This is a genomic window from Maritalea porphyrae (assembly GCF_027213965.1).
In the GTDB taxonomy this organism is placed as follows: Bacteria; Pseudomonadota; Alphaproteobacteria; order Rhizobiales; family Devosiaceae; genus Maritalea; species Maritalea porphyrae_A.
This window is the reverse complement of record NZ_JAPWGX010000005.1, coordinates 194,831-217,235: the sequence shown is the minus strand read 5'-3', so window position 1 is coordinate 217,235 and position 22,405 is coordinate 194,831. Positions and strand designations below refer to the sequence as shown.

Annotated in this window: 23 protein-coding genes; 18 read left to right on the top strand and 5 right to left on the bottom strand. The window is 49.9% G+C overall.

The annotated features are described in order from the left end of the window. Positions 1 to 447: 447 nt before the first annotated feature. Positions 448 to 912 carry an Lrp/AsnC family transcriptional regulator gene (locus tag O4H47_RS15815; RefSeq protein ID WP_269394988.1) on the bottom strand — a complete coding sequence of 155 codons (465 nt, stop codon included), beginning with the start codon at positions 910 to 912 and terminating at the stop codon, positions 448 to 450. Between the two features lie 130 nt (positions 913 to 1,042). Here O4H47_RS15815 and hppD point away from each other — a divergent pair, with 130 nt between their 5' ends. Beyond that, positions 1,043 to 2,155 (top strand): 4-hydroxyphenylpyruvate dioxygenase, encoded by a 1,113-nt coding sequence (gene hppD / locus O4H47_RS15810; RefSeq protein ID WP_269394979.1) that lies wholly within the window; start codon positions 1,043 to 1,045, stop codon positions 2,153 to 2,155. 72 nt (positions 2,156 to 2,227) lie between these two features. Here hppD and O4H47_RS15805 read toward each other — a convergent pair whose 3' ends face one another. Further along, positions 2,228 to 3,106 carry a MurR/RpiR family transcriptional regulator gene (locus O4H47_RS15805; RefSeq protein WP_269394978.1) on the bottom strand — a complete coding sequence of 293 codons (879 nt, stop codon included), beginning with the start codon at positions 3,104 to 3,106 and terminating at the stop codon, positions 2,228 to 2,230. A gap of 231 nt (positions 3,107 to 3,337) precedes the next feature. Here O4H47_RS15805 and O4H47_RS15800 point away from each other — a divergent pair, with 231 nt between their 5' ends. From O4H47_RS15800 to O4H47_RS15755, 10 genes are all read left to right on the top strand, one after another. Then, positions 3,338 to 3,844, top strand: a complete 507-nt coding sequence (locus tag O4H47_RS15800; RefSeq protein WP_269394977.1) for a TRAP transporter small permease — start codon at positions 3,338 to 3,340, stop codon at positions 3,842 to 3,844. Continuing rightward, the gene (locus tag O4H47_RS15795) at positions 3,841 to 5,121 is read left to right on the top strand and encodes a TRAP transporter large permease (protein ID WP_269394976.1); all 1,281 of its coding nucleotides are present in this window, start codon (positions 3,841 to 3,843) and stop codon (positions 5,119 to 5,121) included. Before O4H47_RS15800 ends, O4H47_RS15795 begins: the two co-directional genes overlap by 4 nt. Positions 5,122 to 5,193: 72 nt before the next feature. After that, the gene (locus tag O4H47_RS15790) at positions 5,194 to 6,249 is read left to right on the top strand and encodes a DctP family TRAP transporter solute-binding subunit (protein WP_269394975.1); all 1,056 of its coding nucleotides are present in this window, start codon (positions 5,194 to 5,196) and stop codon (positions 6,247 to 6,249) included. A gap of 181 nt (positions 6,250 to 6,430) precedes the next feature. Continuing rightward, a complete protein-coding gene (locus O4H47_RS15785) occupies positions 6,431 to 6,871 on the top strand; it encodes a hypothetical protein (protein ID WP_269394974.1) in 441 nt (146 codons plus the stop codon). A gap of 76 nt (positions 6,872 to 6,947) precedes the next feature. Beyond that, a complete protein-coding gene (locus O4H47_RS15780; protein ID WP_269394973.1) occupies positions 6,948 to 7,334 on the top strand; it encodes a hypothetical protein in 387 nt (128 codons plus the stop codon). Between the two features lie 92 nt (positions 7,335 to 7,426). Further along, positions 7,427 to 7,930 carry an RNA polymerase sigma factor gene (locus tag O4H47_RS15775; protein ID WP_269394972.1) on the top strand — a complete coding sequence of 168 codons (504 nt, stop codon included), beginning with the start codon at positions 7,427 to 7,429 and terminating at the stop codon, positions 7,928 to 7,930. Then, positions 7,927 to 8,712 carry an anti-sigma factor gene (locus tag O4H47_RS15770; protein ID WP_269394971.1) on the top strand — a complete coding sequence of 262 codons (786 nt, stop codon included), beginning with the start codon at positions 7,927 to 7,929 and terminating at the stop codon, positions 8,710 to 8,712. Before O4H47_RS15775 ends, O4H47_RS15770 begins: the two co-directional genes overlap by 4 nt. Positions 8,713 to 8,790: 78 nt before the next feature. Then, positions 8,791 to 9,297 (top strand): arsenate reductase ArsC, encoded by a 507-nt coding sequence (locus O4H47_RS15765; RefSeq protein ID WP_269394970.1) that lies wholly within the window; start codon positions 8,791 to 8,793, stop codon positions 9,295 to 9,297. Continuing rightward, positions 9,284 to 9,949, top strand: a complete 666-nt coding sequence (locus O4H47_RS15760; protein ID WP_269394969.1) for an MIP/aquaporin family protein — start codon at positions 9,284 to 9,286, stop codon at positions 9,947 to 9,949. The genes O4H47_RS15765 and O4H47_RS15760 overlap by 14 nt, the downstream gene beginning before the upstream one ends. Positions 9,950 to 10,086: 137 nt before the next feature. Continuing rightward, positions 10,087 to 12,084: a putative bifunctional diguanylate cyclase/phosphodiesterase gene (locus O4H47_RS15755; RefSeq protein ID WP_269394968.1), complete on the top strand. Its 1,998-nt coding sequence runs from the start codon at positions 10,087 to 10,089 to the stop codon at positions 12,082 to 12,084. Between the two features lie 4 nt (positions 12,085 to 12,088). Here the strand turns inward: O4H47_RS15755 and O4H47_RS15750 are convergent, their stop codons facing one another. Both O4H47_RS15750 and O4H47_RS15745 read right to left on the bottom strand, forming a co-directional pair. After that, positions 12,089 to 12,724, bottom strand: a complete 636-nt coding sequence (locus O4H47_RS15750) for a response regulator (protein ID WP_269394967.1) — start codon at positions 12,722 to 12,724, stop codon at positions 12,089 to 12,091. Next, positions 12,721 to 14,109, bottom strand: coding sequence for a cache domain-containing protein (locus O4H47_RS15745; RefSeq protein ID WP_269394966.1), 1,389 nt, complete (start codon positions 14,107 to 14,109; stop codon positions 12,721 to 12,723). The genes O4H47_RS15750 and O4H47_RS15745 overlap by 4 nt, the downstream gene beginning before the upstream one ends. Positions 14,110 to 14,369: 260 nt before the next feature. On the opposite strand from O4H47_RS15745, the gene O4H47_RS15740 reads away from it, so the two are divergent. The 7 genes from O4H47_RS15740 (at position 14,370) to O4H47_RS15710 (ending at position 20,641) form a co-directional block, all read left to right on the top strand. After that, complete coding sequence (locus O4H47_RS15740; RefSeq protein ID WP_269394965.1) at positions 14,370 to 15,470, top strand: TRAP transporter substrate-binding protein; 1,101 nt, start codon at positions 14,370 to 14,372, stop codon at positions 15,468 to 15,470. A gap of 92 nt (positions 15,471 to 15,562) precedes the next feature. Further along, positions 15,563 to 16,123, top strand: coding sequence for a TRAP transporter small permease subunit (locus tag O4H47_RS15735; protein ID WP_269394964.1), 561 nt, complete (start codon positions 15,563 to 15,565; stop codon positions 16,121 to 16,123). Further along, on the top strand, positions 16,120 to 17,499 hold the full coding sequence (locus tag O4H47_RS15730; protein WP_269394963.1) for a TRAP transporter large permease: 1,380 nt from the start codon (positions 16,120 to 16,122) through the stop codon (positions 17,497 to 17,499). The genes O4H47_RS15735 and O4H47_RS15730 overlap by 4 nt, the downstream gene beginning before the upstream one ends. Positions 17,500 to 17,641: 142 nt before the next feature. Beyond that, a complete protein-coding gene (locus O4H47_RS15725; RefSeq protein WP_269394962.1) occupies positions 17,642 to 18,358 on the top strand; it encodes a cytochrome c biogenesis CcdA family protein in 717 nt (238 codons plus the stop codon). 19 nt (positions 18,359 to 18,377) lie between these two features. Beyond that, the gene (locus O4H47_RS15720) at positions 18,378 to 18,782 is read left to right on the top strand and encodes a thioredoxin family protein (protein ID WP_269394961.1); all 405 of its coding nucleotides are present in this window, start codon (positions 18,378 to 18,380) and stop codon (positions 18,780 to 18,782) included. Positions 18,783 to 18,835: 53 nt separating this feature from the next. Further along, positions 18,836 to 19,717 (top strand): c-type cytochrome, encoded by an 882-nt coding sequence (locus O4H47_RS15715; RefSeq protein ID WP_269394960.1) that lies wholly within the window; start codon positions 18,836 to 18,838, stop codon positions 19,715 to 19,717. An 84-nt stretch (positions 19,718 to 19,801) separates the two neighbouring features. Then, a complete protein-coding gene (locus O4H47_RS15710) occupies positions 19,802 to 20,641 on the top strand; it encodes a TerC family protein (protein WP_269394959.1) in 840 nt (279 codons plus the stop codon). 15 nt (positions 20,642 to 20,656) lie between these two features. Here the strand turns inward: O4H47_RS15710 and O4H47_RS15705 are convergent, their stop codons facing one another. Further along, on the bottom strand, positions 20,657 to 22,246 hold the full coding sequence (locus O4H47_RS15705) for an L-aspartate oxidase (RefSeq protein ID WP_269394958.1): 1,590 nt from the start codon (positions 22,244 to 22,246) through the stop codon (positions 20,657 to 20,659). Positions 22,247 to 22,405 lie beyond the last annotated feature (159 nt).

Sequence of the window (22,405 nt, the reverse complement as noted above, 5' to 3'; positions counted from 1 at the left end):
TGGCGCGAGACATTGAATTGTCTCTACACATATTCTTCTAGCGCTTAACAGAGCCATTCACTGTCTCGCGCGTCGCATTATTGTCCCTTCGCATGGAAACATGGCGGAGATGTTGGTGTTTGGGGGCAGAGCCTTAGTGATAAAGCCATCCCCCCACCCTTAATCCCTCCCCACCAGGGGGGAGGGAAATGGTGCGTTGAAATGCTCACCACAAGTCACCACGGTCATCCCTGCGCAGGCAGGGATCCAGACTGGAGCAAATCAAGTGCGCTGTTGCATGTGGATATTCTCGCCTAGATCCCGCACTAAATGCGGGATGACAGCTGAGTGATTTGGCAAATGGATTGCACAATATTGGTGTAGGGCACCAACAGGCGGGGGTGCCGGGGAAGGCCCTGAAAGGGCCGACGGCGGCGTGAAAAAGGAGAAAGTGAAATCCGGAGGGGCTTAGCCCAATGGCAAGCTCGATGTATCCTTGAGCGTTTCCAACACGATTGATGTTTTTACGTTTTGCACTGACTCGTGTGGCAATAGCACATCGTTGACGAATTCGCGCAACCCGTTGAGGTCTTTGGCAACCACCTTGATAAAATAATCCATTTCACCGGTCAGCGCGTGGGCTTCTTGCACTTCGGGCAGGTTTGAAATGAGGGCGGCAAAGCGTTTTGAATTGTTGGGGTTGTGGGTTGCGAGGGTCACATTGATGATGGTGACGATACCCAGTCCGACCTTTTCGCGGTCTAGTTTGGCATAGTACCCGGCGATCAACCCTTCATCTTCCAAACGGGAGCGTCGACGCGAACATTGAGAGGCGGAAAGGTTTACTTGTTCTGAAAGTTCATTGTTGGTCAGTCTCGCATCATCTTGCAAAAGTGCGAGGATTGCACGGTCAAATCGATCAAGTGTGTCCATATTGTGCATGTTTTTTCTGTTTGATGCGTGTATTGTGCGTAATTTTGCTGAATATGTGAAATTTTGCAAGCCTCTTGCGCGGGTTTTGCGTCATAATTGGGTTCACAGATATTGATAGGGAGAGTTTGAAATGGGTCCATTTCCTCACGACGCACCGGTTGCAACAATCACTGAAAGCAACCCAGCGGGTACAGACGGTTTTGAATTTGTAGAATTTGCCAGCCATGAGCCCGAAAAGCTTGAAGAGCTTTTTACCAAAATGGGGTACACAAAAGTTGCGACGCATAAATCAAAGAATATTTCTTTGTGGCGGCAAGGGGATGTGAATTACATCTTGAACGGCGAAAAAGACAGCTTTGGCGGCCGCTTCGTTGAAATGCATGGTCCATGTGCGCCTTCAATGGCGTGGCGCGTTGTCGACGCAAAACATGCATTTGAGCATGCGATTAAAAATGGCGCAGAGCCTTATACGGGCGACGACAAATGCATTGATGCACCAGCAATTTTGGGCATTGGCGGGTCGTTGCTTTATTTTATCGATACCTATGGGGAAAAGGGGTCAGCCTATGATGCGGATTATGATTGGCTCGCAGAAGCCAACCCGCGTCCTGAAGGGGTTGGTTTCTATTATCTGGATCACCTGACACACAATGTGTTTCGGGGGAATATGGACAAATGGTGGGATTTCTACCGCAATTTGTTCAATTTCGAGCAGATCCACTTTTTTGATATCGACGGAAAATATACGGGTCTTGTTAGCCGCGCGATCACATCGCCTTGTGGCAAAATCCGTATTCCACTGAATGAGTCAAAAGATGATACGAGCCAAATCGAAGAGTATTTGAAAAAATACAAAGGCGAAGGCATTCAGCATATCGCGGTTGGTTGTGACCATATTTATGACAGCACAGACAAGTTGGCTGAGAACGAACTTAAGTTCATGCCGGGTCCACCAAAAACCTATTATGAAATGTCTCATGACCGGGTAAATGGCCACGATGAGCCGCTTGATCGGATGATGAAGCACGGCATTTTGATTGATGGTGAAGGTGTGCTGAATGGCGGTATGACGAAGATTTTGTTGCAGATCTTCTCAAAAACCGTGATCGGACCGATTTTCTTCGAGTTCATCCAACGCAAAGGTGATGAAGGGTTTGGCGAGGGCAACTTCCGCGCTTTGTTTGAATCGATTGAGCGCGAGCAAGTTGAACGCGGCATTGTAGGTACGGACGCGGCCGAATAGAATTAGCGGGCAATTTGCCTCCCAATTTGAACGCTAAGAAGGCACCTTTGGTTAGCCCCAAGGGTGCCTTTTTTAGTCGCCAACCGGTTGCGGTCCAGTGTCGCCATGTAAAGCGGTCAGGCTTGCGCGGATCCGGCGTAGATTCTCTTTGGATTGCTCGGGGCGTTGCCGGGCCACGGTAGCAGCAATGATATCGATTGTAGCCAAAAAGACGAGCCGAGAAGCGGTGGGCTTATAGATATCGGGGTCCTCGGGCAGGCTTAAGCCAATGGTCAGGTCGCAAGCATTGGCCAGGGGGGAACCTTGTTTGGTCAAGGCAATGGTCTTCGCCCCATATTGGCGGGCGACATTGGCGCTATCAATGTTTGAGCGCGGCAAACCGGTGGCAGAAATGAACACCATGGCGTCTCGTTCGCTCAGAGTTGCGGCGTGCATGCGCTGCAAATAGGCGTCGGAAACAGCGATGGCGGGAAAGCCTAGACGGAAAAAACGGTTCGCGGCGTCAAAAGCCACCGTTGTTGACCCGCCGCCAACACCACAAAAAATCAGCTTTTCAGCATTGTTGATATAGGCTGCGGCCTGCTTGATGGGCTCTTCTTGCAGCTGAGAGCGGGCGATGTTGGCAGTGACATAAAGGGTTTGAAACACTTGGTCCACAAGGTTCTTGGGCGGTTCGTCCTTAGCGTCTGGCGTATCCAAATATTGCAGCGACACCGCAACATTTTGGGCCAGTCGAATTTTGAAATCCCTAAACCCGGTACACCCCAACGTGCGACAAAACCGAATGACCGTGGGTTCAGACACATCGCATGCGCTTGCTAGGGCGGCCAAAGACATATCCGAGACGGTTTCAAGGTTCTTAAGGATGAAGCTTGCAACCTGCTGTTCACGCGCATTGTAGCTGCCATCATTTTGGCGGATCTGTGAAATGATGTCTAAAGCGGTCGACATGTTGTTCCCCCAAAATGGCACCTAAAACAAGGTTCTAGCTTCGATTTTTATCGATTTGCGTCGGCCAATTGCCACGAAGTAATTTTCCAGCTTCATAAGTGCACGATTCGCGATCTCGTGCATAAAATTTCGAATTTCTTTTGCCAAGCTACATAAAATTCGCTTTACAAGCAATAATTCATTGAATATTTGTAGTTTTACTACATTTAGATTTGTTTGGGGAGAACGAATTTGTCAGAATTGGCGGGGGTGCTAAGCGCAAGGTTGAATTGGGTCGTTGAGCGCATTGTTGCGCTGTTAATGCTCTTGCTTGTGCTTGATGTTTGGATTGGCGTTATTGATCGCTACATTTTCCATTGGCAACTGCCTTGGCCTGAAGCGTTGGCAAGGTACTTGATGATTTGGGCCGCTATGTTGGCGATCTCGGCGGGCATCGCACGGCGCGAGCATATTGGCCTTCAAGGCTTGATTTCAAAGTTCCCAGAAAGTTTGCGCCGAGTGGTGGTGTTGAGTTTGGACTTGGTTACCTTTGCTTTGTTTTTCTATGTGTTTTGGTATGGCATCGGCTTTGCCCAAACTGGCGGCAACCGGCAGGCGATGATCTTTGGCATGACCTTGCTGTTTCCCTTTGCGGCCATCCCAGTTGCTGGTGCGATATGCGCCATTCAAACATTGCTGGTGGCGTTGCGTGATCGTGGTGAATTAATCACCCCTTCAGTTACGGGGATGGCAGAATGATTGTCGCCCTTGCATTTGTCGCATTTGTTGTTCTTGGGTTGCCCATCGGTTTCGCATTGGGTGTTGCTGGTGTCATTGGTCTGTTTCAAATCGGGGGTGAAAACTTTTTTGCGCTCGGTCCAGGCAAAATGTTCAATGGGCTAAATATCTTCCCGTTCTTGGCCATGCCATTTTTCATTTTGGCTGGCGAAATCATGAACCATACGGGCATCACCAATCGGTTGGTGTCGCTTGCACAGGTGCTTGTGGGTCATTTCCGTGGCGGTTTGGCGCACACCAATATGCTGGCCTCCGTTTTCTTTGCGGGACTAACGGGCGCTGCAACGGCAGACGCAGCGGCTTTCGGTAAAACCTTGGTGCCCGCCATGGTTAAAGAAGGTTATGACCGCGACTATGCCTGCGCGGTAACGGCCGCTGGCTCAATCATTGGCCCCACCATTCCTCCATCTGGATTGATGGTTGTCTATGGCTCTTTGATGGGGGTTTCCATCGGTGGTTTGTTTGCGGCCGGTATTTTACCGGGGCTGATCATTTGCGCGGTTTGCATGGGCGTTATTGCCATTGGCGCACGGGCAAATAATTTGCCGCAAGCCGAAGAGCGGGCGCGCCTGCCCCAAATTTGGGCGACGTTCAAACACTCGATTTTGGCTTTGATTATGCCCGTCATAATCTTGGGCGGCATTTTGGGTGGCATTGTTACGCCAACAGAAGCGGCGGCGATTGCTGTTGGTTATGCCTTGTTCATTGGGGTGTTTGTTTACCGAAAGATTGGGGTGAATGATCTCATTCAAATGCTTATTCGCACTGCGCGGGTTACAGGCGTGATCTTTGTGATTATCGCCTTTGCTTCAATCGTTGGTTGGTGGTTAAGCTTTAATCAAATCCCACAAATGGTCGCGACGCAGATCCTTTCGGTTTCTGACAACCGCTATGTCATCATTGCCCTGATCATTGGTCTTCTGCTGGCGATTGGCATGGTGATGGATATCACCGCAATTCTGATCATTCTAGCTCCAGTTCTTGTGCCGCTTACCGCCTCGATTGGATTAGAGCCGATCCATGCGGGGATCATCTTTGTGTTGGCGCTTAATATCTCATTGATGACGCCGCCGGTGGGTGCGTGTTTGTTCGTTTTGTCTTCGGTCACCGGAGAACCCCTAGAACGGATCGCTGCAAAACTTTGGCCGTTCCTTTTGGCGGAAGTCTTGGTGCTTTTTGTTTTTGCTTTCTTTGAAGATTTGGCGCTGTTCGTGCCCCGATTATTGGGGTTCGCATAAGGCTGTTTATCGGCGTTGGGGTCACGCCATCTGATTTGTTTGACCCACATAGTCCAACCAGGGAGAAGAGTTATGGGACTTAAAAAACTAGGAATGGGCCTGTCGCTTAGTGCAGCCATTATCATGTCGGCAACGGGCGCATTTGCGGATACAAAAGTGCTCAAATTTGCGCACGATAACAAAACTGATCCGTTTGAAAATCCTGCCCATGCTTGTACCGCAGTATTTGCAAACATTGTTGAGGCGGACACAAATGGCTCGGTTAAGGTTGAAGTTTTCCCTTCAAACCAATTGGGTTCGGCCGCTGAGCATGTGCAGTTTTTGCAAGACAATGTGATCCAAGCAACATTGACTTCAACGGGCGCGCTTTCATCCTATTACCCACGCATTGACGTGTTGAACTTGGCGTTCGCATTTGATCACAACGCGGCAACTTATGATGTTTTCGATGGACCATTTGGTTCGGCTTTAGCAGCAGACATTGAAGCAACAATTCCAAACACCAAAGTTTTGGGCTTCCCAGACACTGGTGGGTTCTTCGCCGTTACCAACTCAAAGCGTCCAATTAAAACACTAGCGGATTTCGAGGGTGTTCGGGTGCGCACAATGACTTTGCCTTCGCACCAAAAAATTATTCAAGCGCTGGGTGGCGAAGCCTATCCATTGTCATGGGGTGAAGTTTATTCAGGTCTGCAAACTGGCGTGATTGATGGGCAAATGAACCCTGTTCCAATTATCGCCTTTGCGAACTTTGCTGAAGTTCAGCAATATATGACCCTAACGAACCACTTGTTTTCGCCCTATACATTCATGATTTCAGATTCTTTCTGGAATAGCCTGACCCCAAGTGAGCAGCGCGTGGTGAACTATGCCGCTAAGTCTTGTGTAACGGCCAGCCGTGGCATTAGCCGGATCATTGAAGCATCAGACCGTGGTCTTGCTGGGTTGATGGACAAAATTGAAGTGACAGCTCTAACCGCTGAGGATCGACAAGCCTTTAAAGATGCAGCACAACCAGCTGTTGTGGCGCATGTTGAAGAAGCGCTTGGTGCCGAAGGTGTAGCTTTGCTGGATCAATTCCGCGCGGCTGTGGAAACTGCCAACGGTGCAACTTATCTGAAGAACTAACTTGAACCATCCCTTTGATGATGAACTTGGCGGGCTCTTGAGCCCGCCATTTTTTGTTTTGGTTGACCGTGATCAAGGTTCTTAAACCACGCCTAATCTAAGCAGTGTTTAGATGGAGGTCTGCATGGGACATTTTTCACGATGGCTTCGGAGTTGTATTTGGCTGTGGGTGCCGCCACTAGTGGCTAGTTTTGCGTTTTGGCCAAACCTTGGGGCGGCCTATCAACCCGAAGAGTTTTGGCGCGATATTCCGCCGTTGCTTGGGTTGGTTGAGAATGTAAGTCGCTTTGGCGTTATCGCCCTGTCAGTGGTTATGTTGCTCGAATGGCGGACTTCCACTCAACGTGTTGGCCTATTTGTTTATGCCGTTGGTTTGTCGCTCTATATTGGTTGCCAATGGGCGATTGTGGCGGATCCCTCAGGCGCCTGGGCAACCAGCGCGATTGGATTTTTGGCCCCGGCTTACACGCCAATCATCTGGATTATTGGCATTGGACTGATCGGGTCGCGACCAATTGATGATCGTATTCCTTGGCGCAGCTCTGTTTTTTTTGGTCTCGCGGGTGTGTTTTTGGCGGCACACAACGCCCATGCCTGGCTGGTTTTTTCACGTCTCGGATAATTTATTTATATTTCTTGGGAATAAAAGCTGTCCCAGCTTGTTGTTTATGTATTGAAGCAATTTATGGGAGATCAACATGTCATTTTTTTCAAAAATATCAGGTGCTGCCGTCGTGGCATTTGTTGCCGGTGGCGTCGTTTTCGCTGCCGGTCATATTCCGGTGCAGCAGTTCGACACTGAATTGGGCAAGGTGCTTACGGACAAGAACAATATGACGCTTTATACGTTTGATAAGGACGAAGCGGGCGTTTCGAACTGCTATGATACCTGTGCTGAAAAATGGCCACCGCTCTTTGCGGATATGGATGTGCATGAGGGCGACTATTCTGTCGTTGAGCGCAAAGACGGCACGAAAATCTGGGCATTTAAGGGGCAGCCGCTCTATTTGTGGGTTGGTGATAGTGAACCAGGCGATGTTTCTGGAGATGGCGTGGGTGGTGTTTGGCATGTGGTCAAACCCTAACTCAATTTTCCTGAAGAGGCGCTGATTGACGTTTGCGCCTAATTGAACGCAAGATGCCCCGCCGATAAATGGCGGGGCATTTAAGGAGACTATTGAGTTTGAGTTTTCGGATGGAAGAGCAGTTTGCAGACCATATTCCTGCGCTTAAACGCTTTGCGCGGACCTTGACGGCTGCGCCTGAACATGCCGACGACTTGGTACAAGATTGCTTGGAACGCGCGATCAGAAAGAAGTCACTCTTTCGTCAGCCATCGAACCCAAGGGCGTGGCTGTTTAAAATCATGCACAATTTGCATCGCAATCAGATTGTTCAAAAACGTCCAATTGCAAATAGCGATGAATTAGAACGAATTGTAGAGCCACCACAACAACTTGCCGTAGCAGAATTGAAGGATGTTCGCACAGCGATGCAGCTCTTGTCCAAAGAACACCAAGAGATATTGATGCTGGTGGCTGTTGAGGGGCTCAGTTACAAAGAAGCAGCGCAAGTTTTGAACGTACAAAAGGGCACGGTGATGTCGCGCTTAGCGCGGGCGCGCGACCATTTGCGCGCATTAATGAATGGGGAACATCAGTTCAAGGGTGAAAAAAGATGAAGATTTCTGATGATCTTTTGGTCGCCTATGTTGATGGCGAATTGTCGGCTAGCGAAACTCAAAAAGTTGAGGCATATCTTGCGCAAAATCCGTCTGAGGCGGCGCGTGTTGCTGATTGGCGTGACAATGACGATGCGTTGAAACAGGCTTTTGCGCTTGGGGATGATGAAGAACAAGCTGGACGTGATGGTTCAAATAGGCAGACCAGCAATGACAATGATCGTTGGCAGCAACTCACCCGCTATGCGGTGGCCGCTTGTTTGTTGCTCGCGATTGGGTTCGGCGGCGGACTGAGCTTGTCTCAACTGCCGTTTGGCGCGGTAAAATACCAGTCGCAGGTAGCGGCCTGGGCCAATGAGGCGCACGAGATATTTGCGATCGACGCCAATCGGCCCGGCGAGTTTGACCAAGGAAATCTAGATGTCGCAACCGGTTGGCTGAAAAAACGAGTTGGTGTTGATGTTGTCATTCCAGACTTGAAAGCGAATGCGCTGCAATTCGTGGGGGCTCGACTGGTGGGGCAAGGGGGCGCACCGGCTGCGCTGATGACTTATGAAACAGCGGATGCCGGGCGTATTTCGATCTATGTACAAGCTCACAAACAAAAGCTTGGCGAAACTGGATATTGGTTCATCCACGGTGAGGATGTGACGACTTGCGTATGGTTAAATGAACAAATCGCTTTTTCCGTTACCGGCGACCTTAGCGAGGATCAACTCAAGGACATTGCCTTAAAAGTTCGTGATGGTCTTGGCCTTGGGTATCGGGCGAGGGATGTTTAAACCGTCTGCCATTGGTTGTCATTAAACTGTAACCTAATCCCATTAGAGCGCCTTAACACTAGAGTTTGAGGGCGTGAAATGACGGATCGACCAATTGGGATATTGTTTTTGTGCACGGGCAATTCAGCCCGTTCGATCATTGCTGAAAAACTGATGGCGGATCTGGGTGGAGAGGAATTTGCGGTTTTTTCTGCTGGTTCACAGCCCACAGGCGCACCCAATGCTTTCGCGCTTGAAGTGTTGCGCAAGAATGGAAACAGTGTTGAGGGCGTGCGGTCGAAAAGCTGGAACGAGTTTTTGGATGCTGACGCAACACCTATTGATATTGTGCTTACGGTTTGTGATAGCGCGGCAAGTGAGGCTTGCCCGATCTGGCCGGGCCATCCGATGCAAGCACATTGGGGAGTTGAAGATCCGGCTGCTGTTGATGGCGACGATGAGGACAAGCGGGTGGCGTTTGCCAAAACCTACGCCCAAATGAAGTTGCGTATTATGGGGCTGTTGGCACTTGATTATCACGTGCGGGACGCCTCATTTCAGCGCGCATTGTCCCAAATTGGGCAAATGGAAAATGCCAATGTTTAGTCGAAGGCAGGTTTTGGTTTCGGAGTTCTTGGGAACAGCCTTTCTTCTGGCGACGGTTGTGGGCTCGGGCATAATGGCCGAACGCATTTCAGGCGGAAATGTTGGAATTGCTTTGTTGGGCAACACAATTCCAACCGGGGCCGTTTTGGTGGTGTTGATCACAATGTTTGGCCCAATATCTGGGGCGCATTTTAATCCCGCTGTGACCCTTGCCATGATCCTAAATGGGAACATGAAAAGGGTCGACGGCCTGCCTTATGTGGCAGCCCAACTTGTTGGTGGCATATTTGGTGTTTTGTGCGCTCATTTGATGTTCGCAGAACAAGTCCTGCAAATCTCTCACAAGGCACGCTTTGGTGCGGGGCAATGGTTCTCAGAATTTGTTGCGACCTTTGGGTTGGTCCTCACGATTTTTTTGGTGGTGAAGTTCAAGCGCGACGCCATTGCAATGGCCGTGGGATTATACATTACAGCGGCATATTGGTTCACCGCCAGCACTTCATTTGCAAATCCAGCGGTTACCGTGGCCCGTGCACTTTCGAATAGTTTTGCGGGAATTGCCCCGTTATCTGTGCTGCCTTTCATCCTCGCACAACTGATTGGTGCGGTCGCGGCCTTGGCCGTATTTAGGTTTTTTGAGGCGGAAATGTGAGGTCGACAGACCGAAGATGGCTAGGTTATATCTTTAAATAACAATAAGTTGACGTAGCGGACCACACGCGGTTGTTGCACAACTGTCATAATTGCGTGGTCTACTTGAGCTCGGATATTTTGAGTTCTCGGGGTTTTATGAGCCGCTTTGGTTTTGTTGCGTCTTTAGTGTTTTTATTGGCTGCATTTACTTCGCTTGTGTTTGCATCTGCATTTATGGCGCCAGGGATCGTCCAGCAATTGTCGGGTTTGGATGCGCGATTGTTGGCCCGTGATTGGCTGGTTTCGATGCAAAGTCAGTTTGAATTGCCCGGCGAGCCGATCCCCTTTAAAGCCAGTGTTGGGGACAACCTTGCAGCATTTTTATTGCAACAACGTGGCGAGGGCTCCAGTGAAGTGGATCTATTTCGCCCGATCGAATTTCAGTCGCTCGAGCATTTTGGCAATATTACTGGCTATGCGGTTTTTACCAAATTTGGTGAATTGTTTATTGCTGGCGGTCGCCCGCAACTGCGCTCCTTGGACAATCAACAATTTGCAAGCGTTGTCAAAAAGGCGATGAGCCAAAACATCACGGTGGTATTTCCATTGGAGCACCGCGTCAAATTGGGTAAACCCTCTCAGGTTGTCGTTATCCCTTTGACCCGGTTCAATGGGCCACGTGGCGTGGTGAGCATTGAAGTGGAACGCCACAATATTGAAGGGGTTATGGAACGTGGTGTGCAGTTTACCAGTTTTCTGACAGCCGGGATTTTGGCTTTTCTGGCGCTGGTGGTGATGGTGACCCTGTTCTATTGGGGGCGGCAGCGTCGAAAGGCAGAACGCGAAGCGATACGATTGGCGTTTTTTGACCCTTTAACAGGGTTGCCCAACCGCCGCAAATTCCACATGGATTTGCCCCGAATTGTCGACGAGCTGCGCGGACAAAATGGCGATAAAGAATTTGGGCTTTTGAGCATTGATGTGGATAAATTCAAAGCGATAAACGATTTATATGGGCATAGCGCGGGGGACGCGGTTCTCAATGCAATTGGCCGCCGATTGGTGGAAAATTTGGGTGCGCAAAATAGTGTCTTTAGGCTGTCTGGTGATGAGTTTGTCGTCATTCTTTCCCAAGATTTTGAGTTTTGCCAATTGTCGGACATTTGCGGTCAACTGGTCGAAGCAATGGAGCACCCGATAGAGGTGGAGCAAAGTCATATTTTGGCCAGTGTGTCCATTGGTGCTCTTGCATTTCCAATGCATGGAGATGATGAACAGCTTTTGCTAAAGCGCAGCGACTTGGCCCTATATGACGCTAAAGACAATGGGCGTTCGGGATTTACCGTTTTCAGCACAGCGCTAGAACAAGAAATGAGGCATAAAGCACGTCTTGAGAGGGACCTGCGGCAGGCGCTAGAACTTGACCAATTGCATTTGCACTATCAGCCTCAAGTGGATGCATGTTCTGGTGAATTGCTTGGGTTTGAAGCCCTCGCGCGTTGGACACACCCTGAGCTTGGGGCCATAAACCCTGAGGAATTTGTTGGTATTGCTGAGCAAAGCGGTCTGATTCATAGATTGGGTCAGTGGGCCCTAAGCACTGCGTGCGAAGAAGCGGCAAAATGGGAGGGAGGCTTGACAATTGCCGTTAATCTTTCACCACTGCAGCTGCGTGATGCGCAGATTGTGCTTTGTGTTCAACGCGTTCTACATCAAAGTGGATTGGCGCCCGAGCGCTTGGTGCTGGAAATTACCGAGGGCGTTTTCGTTTACGATACAAGCCAAGTGCGGCACACATTAGATGAATTGCGTTCGCTAGGCGTGGGGATCGCCATGGATGATTTTGGGACTGGCTACTCATCGCTAAGTTATCTGACACGTATTCCTTTGACAAAGCTAAAGATTGACCGGGCCTTCGTTTCCAACTTTCATTTGGGCAAGGCGGACGACGCGGTGGTGCATTGTGTTGTCGGCCTATCAAAATCGCTAAGGTTGCAAGTTGTTGCTGAAGGGGTGGAAACCCAAAGCCAGGTGCAGGCTCTGCAATTGGCGGGGTGCGATATATTGCAAGGTTACTATTTTGGACGACCAACTGGAGCCCCACACGAAGTTATTGAAGCATTTGCTGATCGCACATTGAAGCGCGCCGGCTGATCGGTTACGCGCCAAGCAATCCATTTGCGATGGCGTAGCGCGTCAGCCCTGCGGTGGTGGAAATGCCGAGTTTTTTCTTGATGTTTTTGCGATGGGTTTCCACGGTGCGAATTGAAATGTCGAGTTTTGAAGCAACGTCTTTGTTGCTGTTTCCTTCTGCGACTAAAAGTAAAACCGCCTGTTCGCGCGTGGTCAAAAGCGAGCTGGCATTTGGGTCTGTTTGTGCGCCCATTAGGGCTTCAGAAACGCCGGTTGAAAAGAAGGTGCCGCCTGCAGCTACCGTTTCAATAGCAGTAACAATCTCAGATGTTGAAACGTCTTTGAGGACGTAACCGGATGCACCATACATGGTGGAAGTTGAGATATACTCGCGACTGTCATGCATCGAAAGCATCAACAGTCTTGTGTTGGGTAATTGGTCTTTGAACAATTCAATGGCATCAATGCCATTCATATCAGGCATATTGATGTCCATTAGCACCACATCGGGGCAGGTCTTTTTGGACTGGGCAAGTCCTTCTTTTGCGGTGGACTGTGCACCAACCACTTTGATGTGATTATAGGTTTCCAAGACCGAGCGAATGCCTTCTAGCACGAGCGGGTGATCATCAATGAGCAAGACTTTGATTTGCGAATTCATGCGCTTTGAAACTCCGCTTTTATGTTGGCGTTCGTCAAGTAAATGGATCGTGGCAAACGCGCAACCAACCTTGTGCCTTTAGGGGTGGAAATCACTTCCAAACTGCCACCAAAGTGTTCCATACGCTCTTGCATATTGCGCAAACCCAATCCGCCCGATGGACCTATGGTCTTGTCTTTGGGGTTTTGCTTGGTCACAAAGCCGCGCCCATTATCGATGATCACCATTTCAAGTCCGGTTTTTGTGCTTTTCAGGCGCAATTTGACATTTTCAGCCGCGGAGTGTTTTTCAATGTTACTCAATGCTTCTTGGGCGATCCTATAGATGGCGGTTTTGGCGTCTGAGGGAAGGACGTTCTTAAAGGCCACACTTTCAAAATCGACATCAATGTTTGTGCGCTCTTCAAAGTTGTTGATCAGAGATTCTAATGCGGCGCTAAGACCTAAGTCGTCCAGCTGTCCAGGGCGAAGATCGTGCGAAATTCGGCGCACCTCTTTAATGGCGGTGTTGAGCGCGCCCGCACCCCGTTCAATGGTGGCAAGGGCTGTATCTTTTCCTTCGCGCACCTGTCGTTCTGCCAAATCAAGCACATAACGCACGCCAACCATATTTTGGCTGATGCCATCGTGAAGTTCTCTGGCAATACGCGAGCGTTCTTCTTCTTGTGTATCCACAATACGTTGGGTGAGTTCTTTTAGTTTGCTATCCGCCAGTCGGCGCTCGCGCAAATTCATGATGACACCCGTGCCAAATACAGCAAAAACGGCCGGCACGGTGATGAGGGCGACGAGCAAAAATGTCTGATTGATGGTGTTGGATAAGCTTTGATTGGCGGCCTCTGTTTGGGCCAAGATGTCGTCGATATAGGCCCCGGTGCCGATCATCCATTGCCATTTGTCTAGTCCAACCGCGTAGCCGATTTTGTCTGATACTTCGCTTGATGATGGTTTTTCCCAAACATAGCGATGAAATCCACCGCCGTTCTTAGCGTAATCAAGCAATGCAGCAACGTCGGGGTGGTCGGCCCAGTTTTTGCCTACGCGGAACGGTTGACGTGGATGCACGACGTTGGTGCCATCATAGTGATAGACGTAAAAATATCCATCTTCTCCAAAGCTTAGTCGATTTAGAACGCGCTTCACTTGTTCTTTGGCAAACTCATCATCAGGTGTCGCATTTTCATAGACAGGCTTAATGGCGGTGAGGGCGAGTTCAATGTAATTCTTGAGTTCGGATTCCTTGGCATAGAGCATTGACTGTTCAAATGCTTGAATGCCGTCTTTTGATAGCTGACTTGATTGCCATGTTACAAGCGAGGTGATGGCCAAGATGGCCAGCAGCAGTGGGATCGTTGTTAGCGCTAGAATCTGTTGTCGAAAGGTCATGATTTTGCCGTTTCAAATGCGTTCCTGCGGATGGTTTTAGCATTTTTTGCCAAGTTCATCTCCGTATTTGTGGGTAAATGCTTAAAAGGGTGCGCCAATTCTACCCATTAACCGCAATTGGGTGCGATTGGCTCTTGAAAGTTGGGAAAAAAATAGATGGACTGTGGCGCAAGGTGCAGGCAAGGGAGCATGGGCCTTGTTTCTAGTTGCGTGTGCGCATTTGCGAACCGCAATTGATTTTATCTCTTTGGGAGGAATTAATGAAAAGACGTGAGTTTTTCAAAAAAGCTGGTGTGACAGTTGCGGGCGCTGCAGGCGCGGCAACTTTGGCGTCACCGGCTCTATCGCAAGGCCGCACACAGTGGATTGGCGTTTCTGCATTCGGTAAAGCTGGCCTATTGGGCGCAGCGTACGAAGATTTTGCCAAGCAAGTGGGCATTCTGACTGAAGGTAGCCTTGAAATTAAGCTTTACCACTCTGGTGAACTTGTTGGCGGTCTTGAAGCGCTTGATGCGGTTCAGTCTGGTACTGCACAAATGGGGTATGGCGCTCCATATTATTGGGCTGGTAAATCAGATGCGATTTCGTTTGTTGCGACCATGCCTTACGGCTTGAACGCACAAGAGCAAAATGCTTGGTTCTACTACGGCGGCGGCATCGAGCTTGCTGACGAAACGAGCTACAATCCTTTGGGCCTTAAGTTCTTGCCACTTGGCAACTCAGGCAACCAAATGGGTGGCTGGTACGCAAAAGACATCAACACAGTTGCTGACTTGGAAGGCCTTAAGTTCCGCATGCCTGGTCTTGGCGGCGAAGTGTTGAAAACTTTCGGCGTGAACGTTGTTCTATTGCCTGGTTCTGATGTGTTGCCTGCGCTGACATCTGGCGCGATTGACGGCACAGAGTGGATCGGCCCTGCGGCTGACCTTGGTGCTGGCTTCTTTAAAGTTGTGAAGAACTATTACTATCCTGGTTGGCACGAGCCTGCCACAGTTCTTGATGCCTTCTTTGACAAAGGTGCATGGGATTCATTGACTGACCAACAGCGTGCCGCTGTTGAACAGGCTGCAATGGCCACAAACTTGGGCGTGTTGTCACGCTTCCAAGCTGTGAACAACGCATCATTGGCAAAACTTGTGAACGAGCATGACGTTCAGTTGAAGCCTTACTCTGACGAACTGTTGCAAGCAATTGGTGAGCGTACACCTGACGTGCTTTCAGCATTGGCAGCTAAATCTCCAGAAGCAACGAAACTTTACAACAATCTTGTTGAGTTCCGTTCAGGTATGGTGAACTGGTCAGGCATTTCTGAAGGCAAATTCATGAATGCACGTACATCAGCACCATTTAAAACCATCTAGGTTTTATCTGGGTTTGTTCTTTATTGGCGGGGTCAATTGGCCCCGCCTTTATTATACCCTATAGTGAGAAAAATTCCTTTGGGGGGAGTGAAATGTCTGGGCTTATAAATGGCATCAGGCTAGTGGCAGGCCTTATTGACCGGATCAATGAGTTTGTTGGCCAAATCTTGGCTTGGCTGGCGCTGCTGCTGGTTCTCAATGTCTTCATGGTAGTAGTTTTGCGATATCTGTTTTCATCCGGCGACGTGTGGATGCAGGAAACCTATATCTGGATGCATGCATTTGTATTCATGTTGGGGGCGGGTTTTACGCTTTTGCATGATGGGCATGTGCGCATCGATTTGATCTATTCGGGGGCTTCGGATCGCTATAAAGCGTTTGTGAATTTCTTCGGTTCGATTTTTCTGGCGGCGCCAGTATTGTGGTTGATCTATGCAAGGGGAATGGACTTTTTCTACCGTTCGTTCTCGCGTCTTGAGACATCGCCTGAAGCGGGTGGATTGCCGGCACTTTATATATTGAAGGGCGTCATTCCTGCATTGGCCATTTTTTTGGGCCTACAGGTGTTTTCTATGGCAATTAGATCGCTTGATACAATCATAACCGGCGAGCGCGTTCGCCTGGTAGAAGATGAAGATGAGCCGCTGACATGACCCCAGAAATCCTAGCTTTTGTAATGTTTGGGGTAACCATTTTTGTGTTGCTCCTTGGTTTTCCAGTGGCGTTGTCGCTTGCTGGTGTGGCCATTATCTTCGCCTTCCTGGGCGATCAAATGGATCTCTTCCATTTCGCATTTTTGAATCTCTCGCCAACTCGAATTTTCTCATTGATGAAGAATGAGCCGCTGGTTGCTGTGCCCTTGTTCGTTTATATGGGCGTGATTTTGCAGCGTTCAGATATTGCGGGCAGGTTGCTTGAATCCATGGGCCAATTGTTTGGCACAATTCGTGGTGGTCTTGGCTATTCAGTAATTATTGTTGGCGCGTTGCTTGCGGCTTCAACCGGCATTGTTGGAGCCACTGTTGTTACCATGGGCTTGATGAGCCTGCCGGTAATGCTCAAAGCTGGATATAATCCCAAAGTTGCTGGCGGTATTATTTGTGCTTCTGGAACGCTTGGCCAAATCATACCACCGTCGATTGTGTTGGTTTTGTTGGCCAATATTTTGCAAGGCGTGAATGAAGAGGCCGCCGCGCTAACAGGCAATTTGGCTCCTGAGCCGGTCACTGCAATTGATCTGTTTGCGGGTGCTTTGTTCCCCGGATTATTGCTGGTGGGCTTGTACTTGCTCTGGATCTTCATTCTCACCATTGTTCGGCCAAATGATGTGCCTTCAATGAAGGATGAGAGCGTCAATGCGCCGAGCGTTGGTCAATTGGTTGGTGCCGTTGCGCCTCCGCTCATTCTGATTGTTTTGGTTCTGGGCTCAATTTTGGCCGGTATTGCGACACCTACTGAGTCTGCCGCTGTTGGTGCCGTTGGCGCGGCAATTCTGGCGTGGCGTGCGAAACGACTTGATTTCACTTTGTTCAAAGAAGTTGGTATCGAGACCGTCAAAGTGTCCTCAATGGTTTTCTTGATCATCATTGGCGCTGGCCTGTTTTCGACGGTGTTTAAGGGCTTTGGCGGCGATGATGTGATTGCTGAGTTCTTGCGTCACTTACCGGGTGGTGCGTTTTCTGCACTGTTGCTTGTGATGTTGCTGATGTTCTTCCTTGGCTTCTTCCTTGATTTCATTGAGATCATTTATGTGGTGGTGCCAATCGTTGGGCCAATTTTGATCGCTTTAGGCTATGATCCCTTGTGGCTTGGCGTCATGATTGCGATCAACTTGCAAACCAGCTTCTTAACGCCGCCATTTGGCTTTGCCCTTTTCTATTTAAGGGGGGTTGCGCCAGCGGAGTTTAAGACGAGTGATCTTTACGCCGGGGTCTTGCCGTTCATCCTCATTCAGGTGATTGCACTTGCAATCCTGTGGATATTCCCAAGTGTTGTGACATGGTTACCCCAAACACTTTTCTCTGGCTAATAAGCAAGTGAAAATCTGAAATATTGAGCCGTCTCGAGCAATTCGAGGCGGCTTTTTTGTTCACACGCTTGTGATGAAAGGTTAGCGGCGGGGCGACCTTGCATGATGTACTAAGGCTTAGAGAAATGAACGAGGGCTTTGTGTGATAGATATTTTGTTCGCCTATTTGGCTGGGCTATTGACGTTGATCAATCCGTGCGTTCTTCCCTTGTTGCCGATCGTGCTAGCGGGCTCGGTTTCTAAGAATAAGTTTGGGCCGGTGGCAATGGCGTTCGGCCTTGCTGTCTCGTTTACTGTGGTTGGGTTTTTGGTCTACTCAGTGGCGCAGAATATTGGACTCGACCAAGATGCTATCTCAAAATTTGGCGCAGGGATTATGATCGCGTTTGGCGTGATTTTAATTGTGCCCCAATTCGAACGACAGTTTGCAAGAGTGAGCTCTGGTTTAGCTACAGGTGGCAATAAATCAATCAATGAGATCGATGATAGTCGTTTGGCCGGACAGGTCTTAACCGGCGTTTTGCTGGGGGTGGCGTGGTCACCTTGTATTGGCCCCACATTGGGTGGTGCCATTGGGTTGGCCTCTCAGGGTGAAAGCTATTTCTATGCTCTTTTGATTATGGCTGTGTTTTCGCTTGGCAGCGCAACGATTGTTCTGGCGCTGAGCTATGGTTCACGAGAGTTGATTGGGCAAAGATCAGAATTATTATCAAAGCTTTCGCAGCACGCCAAACCGATCATGGGGTTTGCTTTGTTGGTTGTGGGCCTTGCGATTTGGTTTCATTTGGATCGGGTTGTGGACAATTGGGCGCTGGATAATATGCCGGACTGGTTGCTGGCCTTGTCTGTACGGTTTTGAACACATGAAGGAGGTCGCCATGCGACAACTTATAATTAGAGCTGCTTTGTTTGCGGTGCTGATGGTAAGCAGCTTAACCGGGGCCTATGCGCAAACACAGCATACGCCCTATAGTCCCACGGTTTTGGCAGCAGCTGAAAATAGCGGCAAACCCTATTTGCTGGATTTCTACGCCAGCTGGTGCTCAACGTGCCGCGCTCAAGACAAGGTTTTGGGCGAGTTGCAGGCTGAGGACGCTAAGTATTTAGCTATTGAGATCATTCGCGTGGATTGGGATGACCCGGCGTCCAAAACCATAATTAAGGCCAACAAAATTCCTCGCCGCTCAACTCTGGTGATCTTTTCGGGGCGCAAAGAATTAGGTCGTGTGGTCGCACAAACGAGCAAAGCCAAAATAAGGGATTTGCTTGAATTGGGCCTCTAGTTGTTTGACAGATGAAGCGTCGCATGAATAATCAAACGCTTAGGGAGAGTTTCATGCGGCGTTGGTCAATCTTTTTGGTTTTGTTGGTTGTTTTTGCGTTGGCAGGAATTGCCTATTTCTTTTCGCCAATCGGTGGGCCTAAACGAGATTTATCCTTGGCCGGCGATGTGACGCGTGGCCAATATGTGATCCGGTTGGGGGGCTGTGTTGCCTGTCACACAGACCTTGCCGCCGGAGGTGCCTATTTGGCGGGTGGGTTGCCGCTTAAGACGCAATTTGGTGACTTTGTTCCGCCCAATATAACCTCAGACAAACAAGCGGGCATTGGTGCTTGGACATTGGCTGAGTTCTCTGGTGCTATGAGCAAGGGCTTAGGTCCTGGTGGAAAGCACCTCTATCCCTCATTTCCTTTTGATAGCTACACCAAAATGTCTGACCAGGACATTGTGGATTTATATGTGGCCCTGATGGCGACGGATCCCATTGGCGTGAAGGCTGCAGATCATCAAATTGGTTTCCCGTTCAACATTCGTTTAGCGATGCAGGGTTGGAAGAGACTCTTCTTTACGCCTGTGCGGTTTGCGCCTGATGCTACGCGCTCTGAACGGTGGAACCGGGGTGCATATCTTGCCAATGGTCCTGCCCATTGTGGTGCCTGTCACACGCCGCGTAACGCATTTGGTGCAGCGCAAACCGATCAAAGATTTGCGGGCACACCTACTGGCACAAAGCCGTTCTTTCCCGCGATTGACCCAGAAACGCTTAGAGCCCGTGGATATGATGAAGCAGGTCTAATTGATGCGTTGACGGGCGGGTTTGATCCAGATTTTGACACGTTGGGCGGTGCGATGGGGGAGGTAATCAACGAGAGCTTGCTCCATTGGACGCCACAGGATTTGGCGGCGCTTAGTGCGTATTTGTTGGACACAGACTAAAACGGTTTTGGTGCTAGGGGTTGAGTTTATTACTCATTGTCTGCATTAGTTTTCAAAAGTTTGATTTGATAGGCGGAATGATAAATGGAAAGTTTTCTTTCAATTGAGAACTGGATTACTCTTTTAATGCTATTTGGGTTGTTGGCCGTTTTGGGCTTTGACAACCTCTTGTATATCTCGCTTGAATCTCAGCGGGTGGAAAAGGACAAGCAGCAGTATGTGCGCCGCATGGGTATTGGCCTGGCGGTTATATTCCGTCTGGTCCTTTTGTTCGCGCTTATTCAGCTTATTGAGTTTTTCCAGGACCCATTTCTCAAACTACAGTGGACCGGATTCATTGAAACCGAGATGAACGTGCATGCCTTTATCGTTCTTGTGGGGGGTGGATTTATCATCTACACAGCGATCCAAGAGATTTTCCACATGATCTCGGTGCATGATATTCACGATCAGAATGAAGATAAGCGTAAACGCTCCGTCGGTGTCACCATATTTTGGTTGGTGGCAATGAACCTAGTGTTCTCATTTGATAGTGTGTTGTCCTCAATTGCCCTAACCGACGAGTTCTGGGTGATGGCTGTGGCCATCGTCTTGTCGGGCATCATGATGATTGTATTGAGCGACTATGTTTCGGACTTCTTGCAGCGCAACCGGATGTATCAAGTGCTTGGATTGTTCATCCTCTTGTTGGTCGGCATTTTGTTGCTCAGCGAAGGCGGGCATTTGGCGCACCTAAAACTGTTCGGTCATGAAATTCTGCCGATGGCAAAATCAACCTTCTACTTCGTTCTCTTCGTGATGGTTGCGGTGGATGTTGTGCAAAGCCGCTACCAGAAGAAATTGATGCTGGAGCGCGAGCAGCGTGAAAAACTCATCCGCAAAGTCATGAAAGACAATGAAGGCGCGGCTGACAACCACGCCTAGAATTGCAGATCGAGCTTAAGCCGATGCGCGAATTTTTAGCGCGTCGGTTAGGGTCATTGTGGTGTGATCCTTAAACGCGGGATCTTTATCTGGGAAGTCGGTGCGGAAATGTCCGCCCCGGCTTTCTGTGCGTTTAAGGGCTGCTGCTGCCACCAATGTGGCAGAAGTGGTCATATTGAGATATGATCTCGTAACATCTTTTGCGGTCTCTTCCAGCACCTGAATTTTACGCAATGCGAGGCGCAGGCCTTCTTCGTTGCGCTCCACGCCCACAAGATTGGTCATGATGTGCCGGAGTTCCTGCACAGCTTCTAGGTTGCGCAAGACACGCTCTGCTTCTTCGCCTTCCGCCTCGTTCCACTCGATCCCCAAGTAGGGGGGCAGGCTTTTGTTGACCGGCTCAAGCCCAGAAATATCCTCTGCGATCCGCGCGCCAAAAACCACGGCTTCGAGCAGTGAGTTGGAGGCAAGGCGGTTTGCCCCGTGTAGGCCGGTGCAAGAAGCTTCTCCGCAGACCCAGAGCCCGGCCAGCGATGATCTTCCGCGATCGTCAACCTTTACACCCCCCATGTGGAAATGGGCAGCTGGGGTGACGGGGATCATATCGGCGACAGGGTCAATGCCTGCTTCTTTACAATAATTGGCCACAGTTGGGAACGCGGTTAGAATGCGTTCGCCCAACACTTTTCGGGTGTCCAGAAAGACTTTGCGTCCTCCTTGGATTTGGCGGAAATTGGCACGGGCCACCACGTCCCGTGGGGCAAGTTCAGCGTCTTCATGCACATCAAGCATAAAGCGCTCGCCTAAGTCGTTGATTAATGTCGCGCCTTCGCCGCGCAAAGCTTCAGTGGCGAGAGGAGCTGGGTCTTGGCCCACATCCATGGCAGTTGGGTGAAATTGCACGAACTCGCTGTCAGCAATCAAGGCGCCGGCACGTGCGGCCATGCCCATGGCGTGACCACGCACTCCGGGTGGGTTTGTAGTCACCGCATATAAGCCACCAAGGCCGCCGGCGGCCAAAACTGTAGCGCGGGCCCGGATCAGCACTGGTTCGGCGTATCGGTCGCCCAATTTACGGGCATAAACGCCGATCACGCGCCCGTCGGCACGCGCTAGATCCACCGCTGTAATGCCCTCAACAATGCGAATGGATGGGGTATTGCGCACTTCCTCAATCAGCGCGGCCATGATCTCGCGACCAGCCCTGTCGCCCGATACGCGCACCACCCGGTTTACAGAGTGTGCGGCTTCTTTAGAAAGAACAAAACTGCCATCTTCCGCACGATCAAATGGGGTGCCCCATTTAGCCAAATCTGCAATGCGTTCCGCGGCTTCTGCCGCTACGGATTGGGCGACCTCAAAATCAACGATGCCAGCGCCTGCAATATCGGTGTCGCGGGCGTGGGCTTCGGCGCTATCGCCTTTGCCAACGGCTGCAGCAACGCCCCCTTGGGCCCAAGTGGAGGAGGCACCCGTACCCAAAGGCTTGGGGGATAAAACGGTTACGGGGCGGGGCGCCAGTTTGAGCGCGCAGAATAGGCCTGCAAGTCCGGCGCCAACGATCAGCGCACCTTCAGCATTCAACACATTGTCATAAATGGTCATTGGCAGTTCTCATGAATTGAAATGGGAAAAGTCGCAAGCCGAATGCTTGGATGCTTGATTGCAGATTCGTTTTGTTGGCGGGTACGTTACATAGAAGCCCGATTGAAGGGAAGGGCGCGTGCGGTCGCATATGCTTGTGCATCTGTGTTTGTTTTCAAT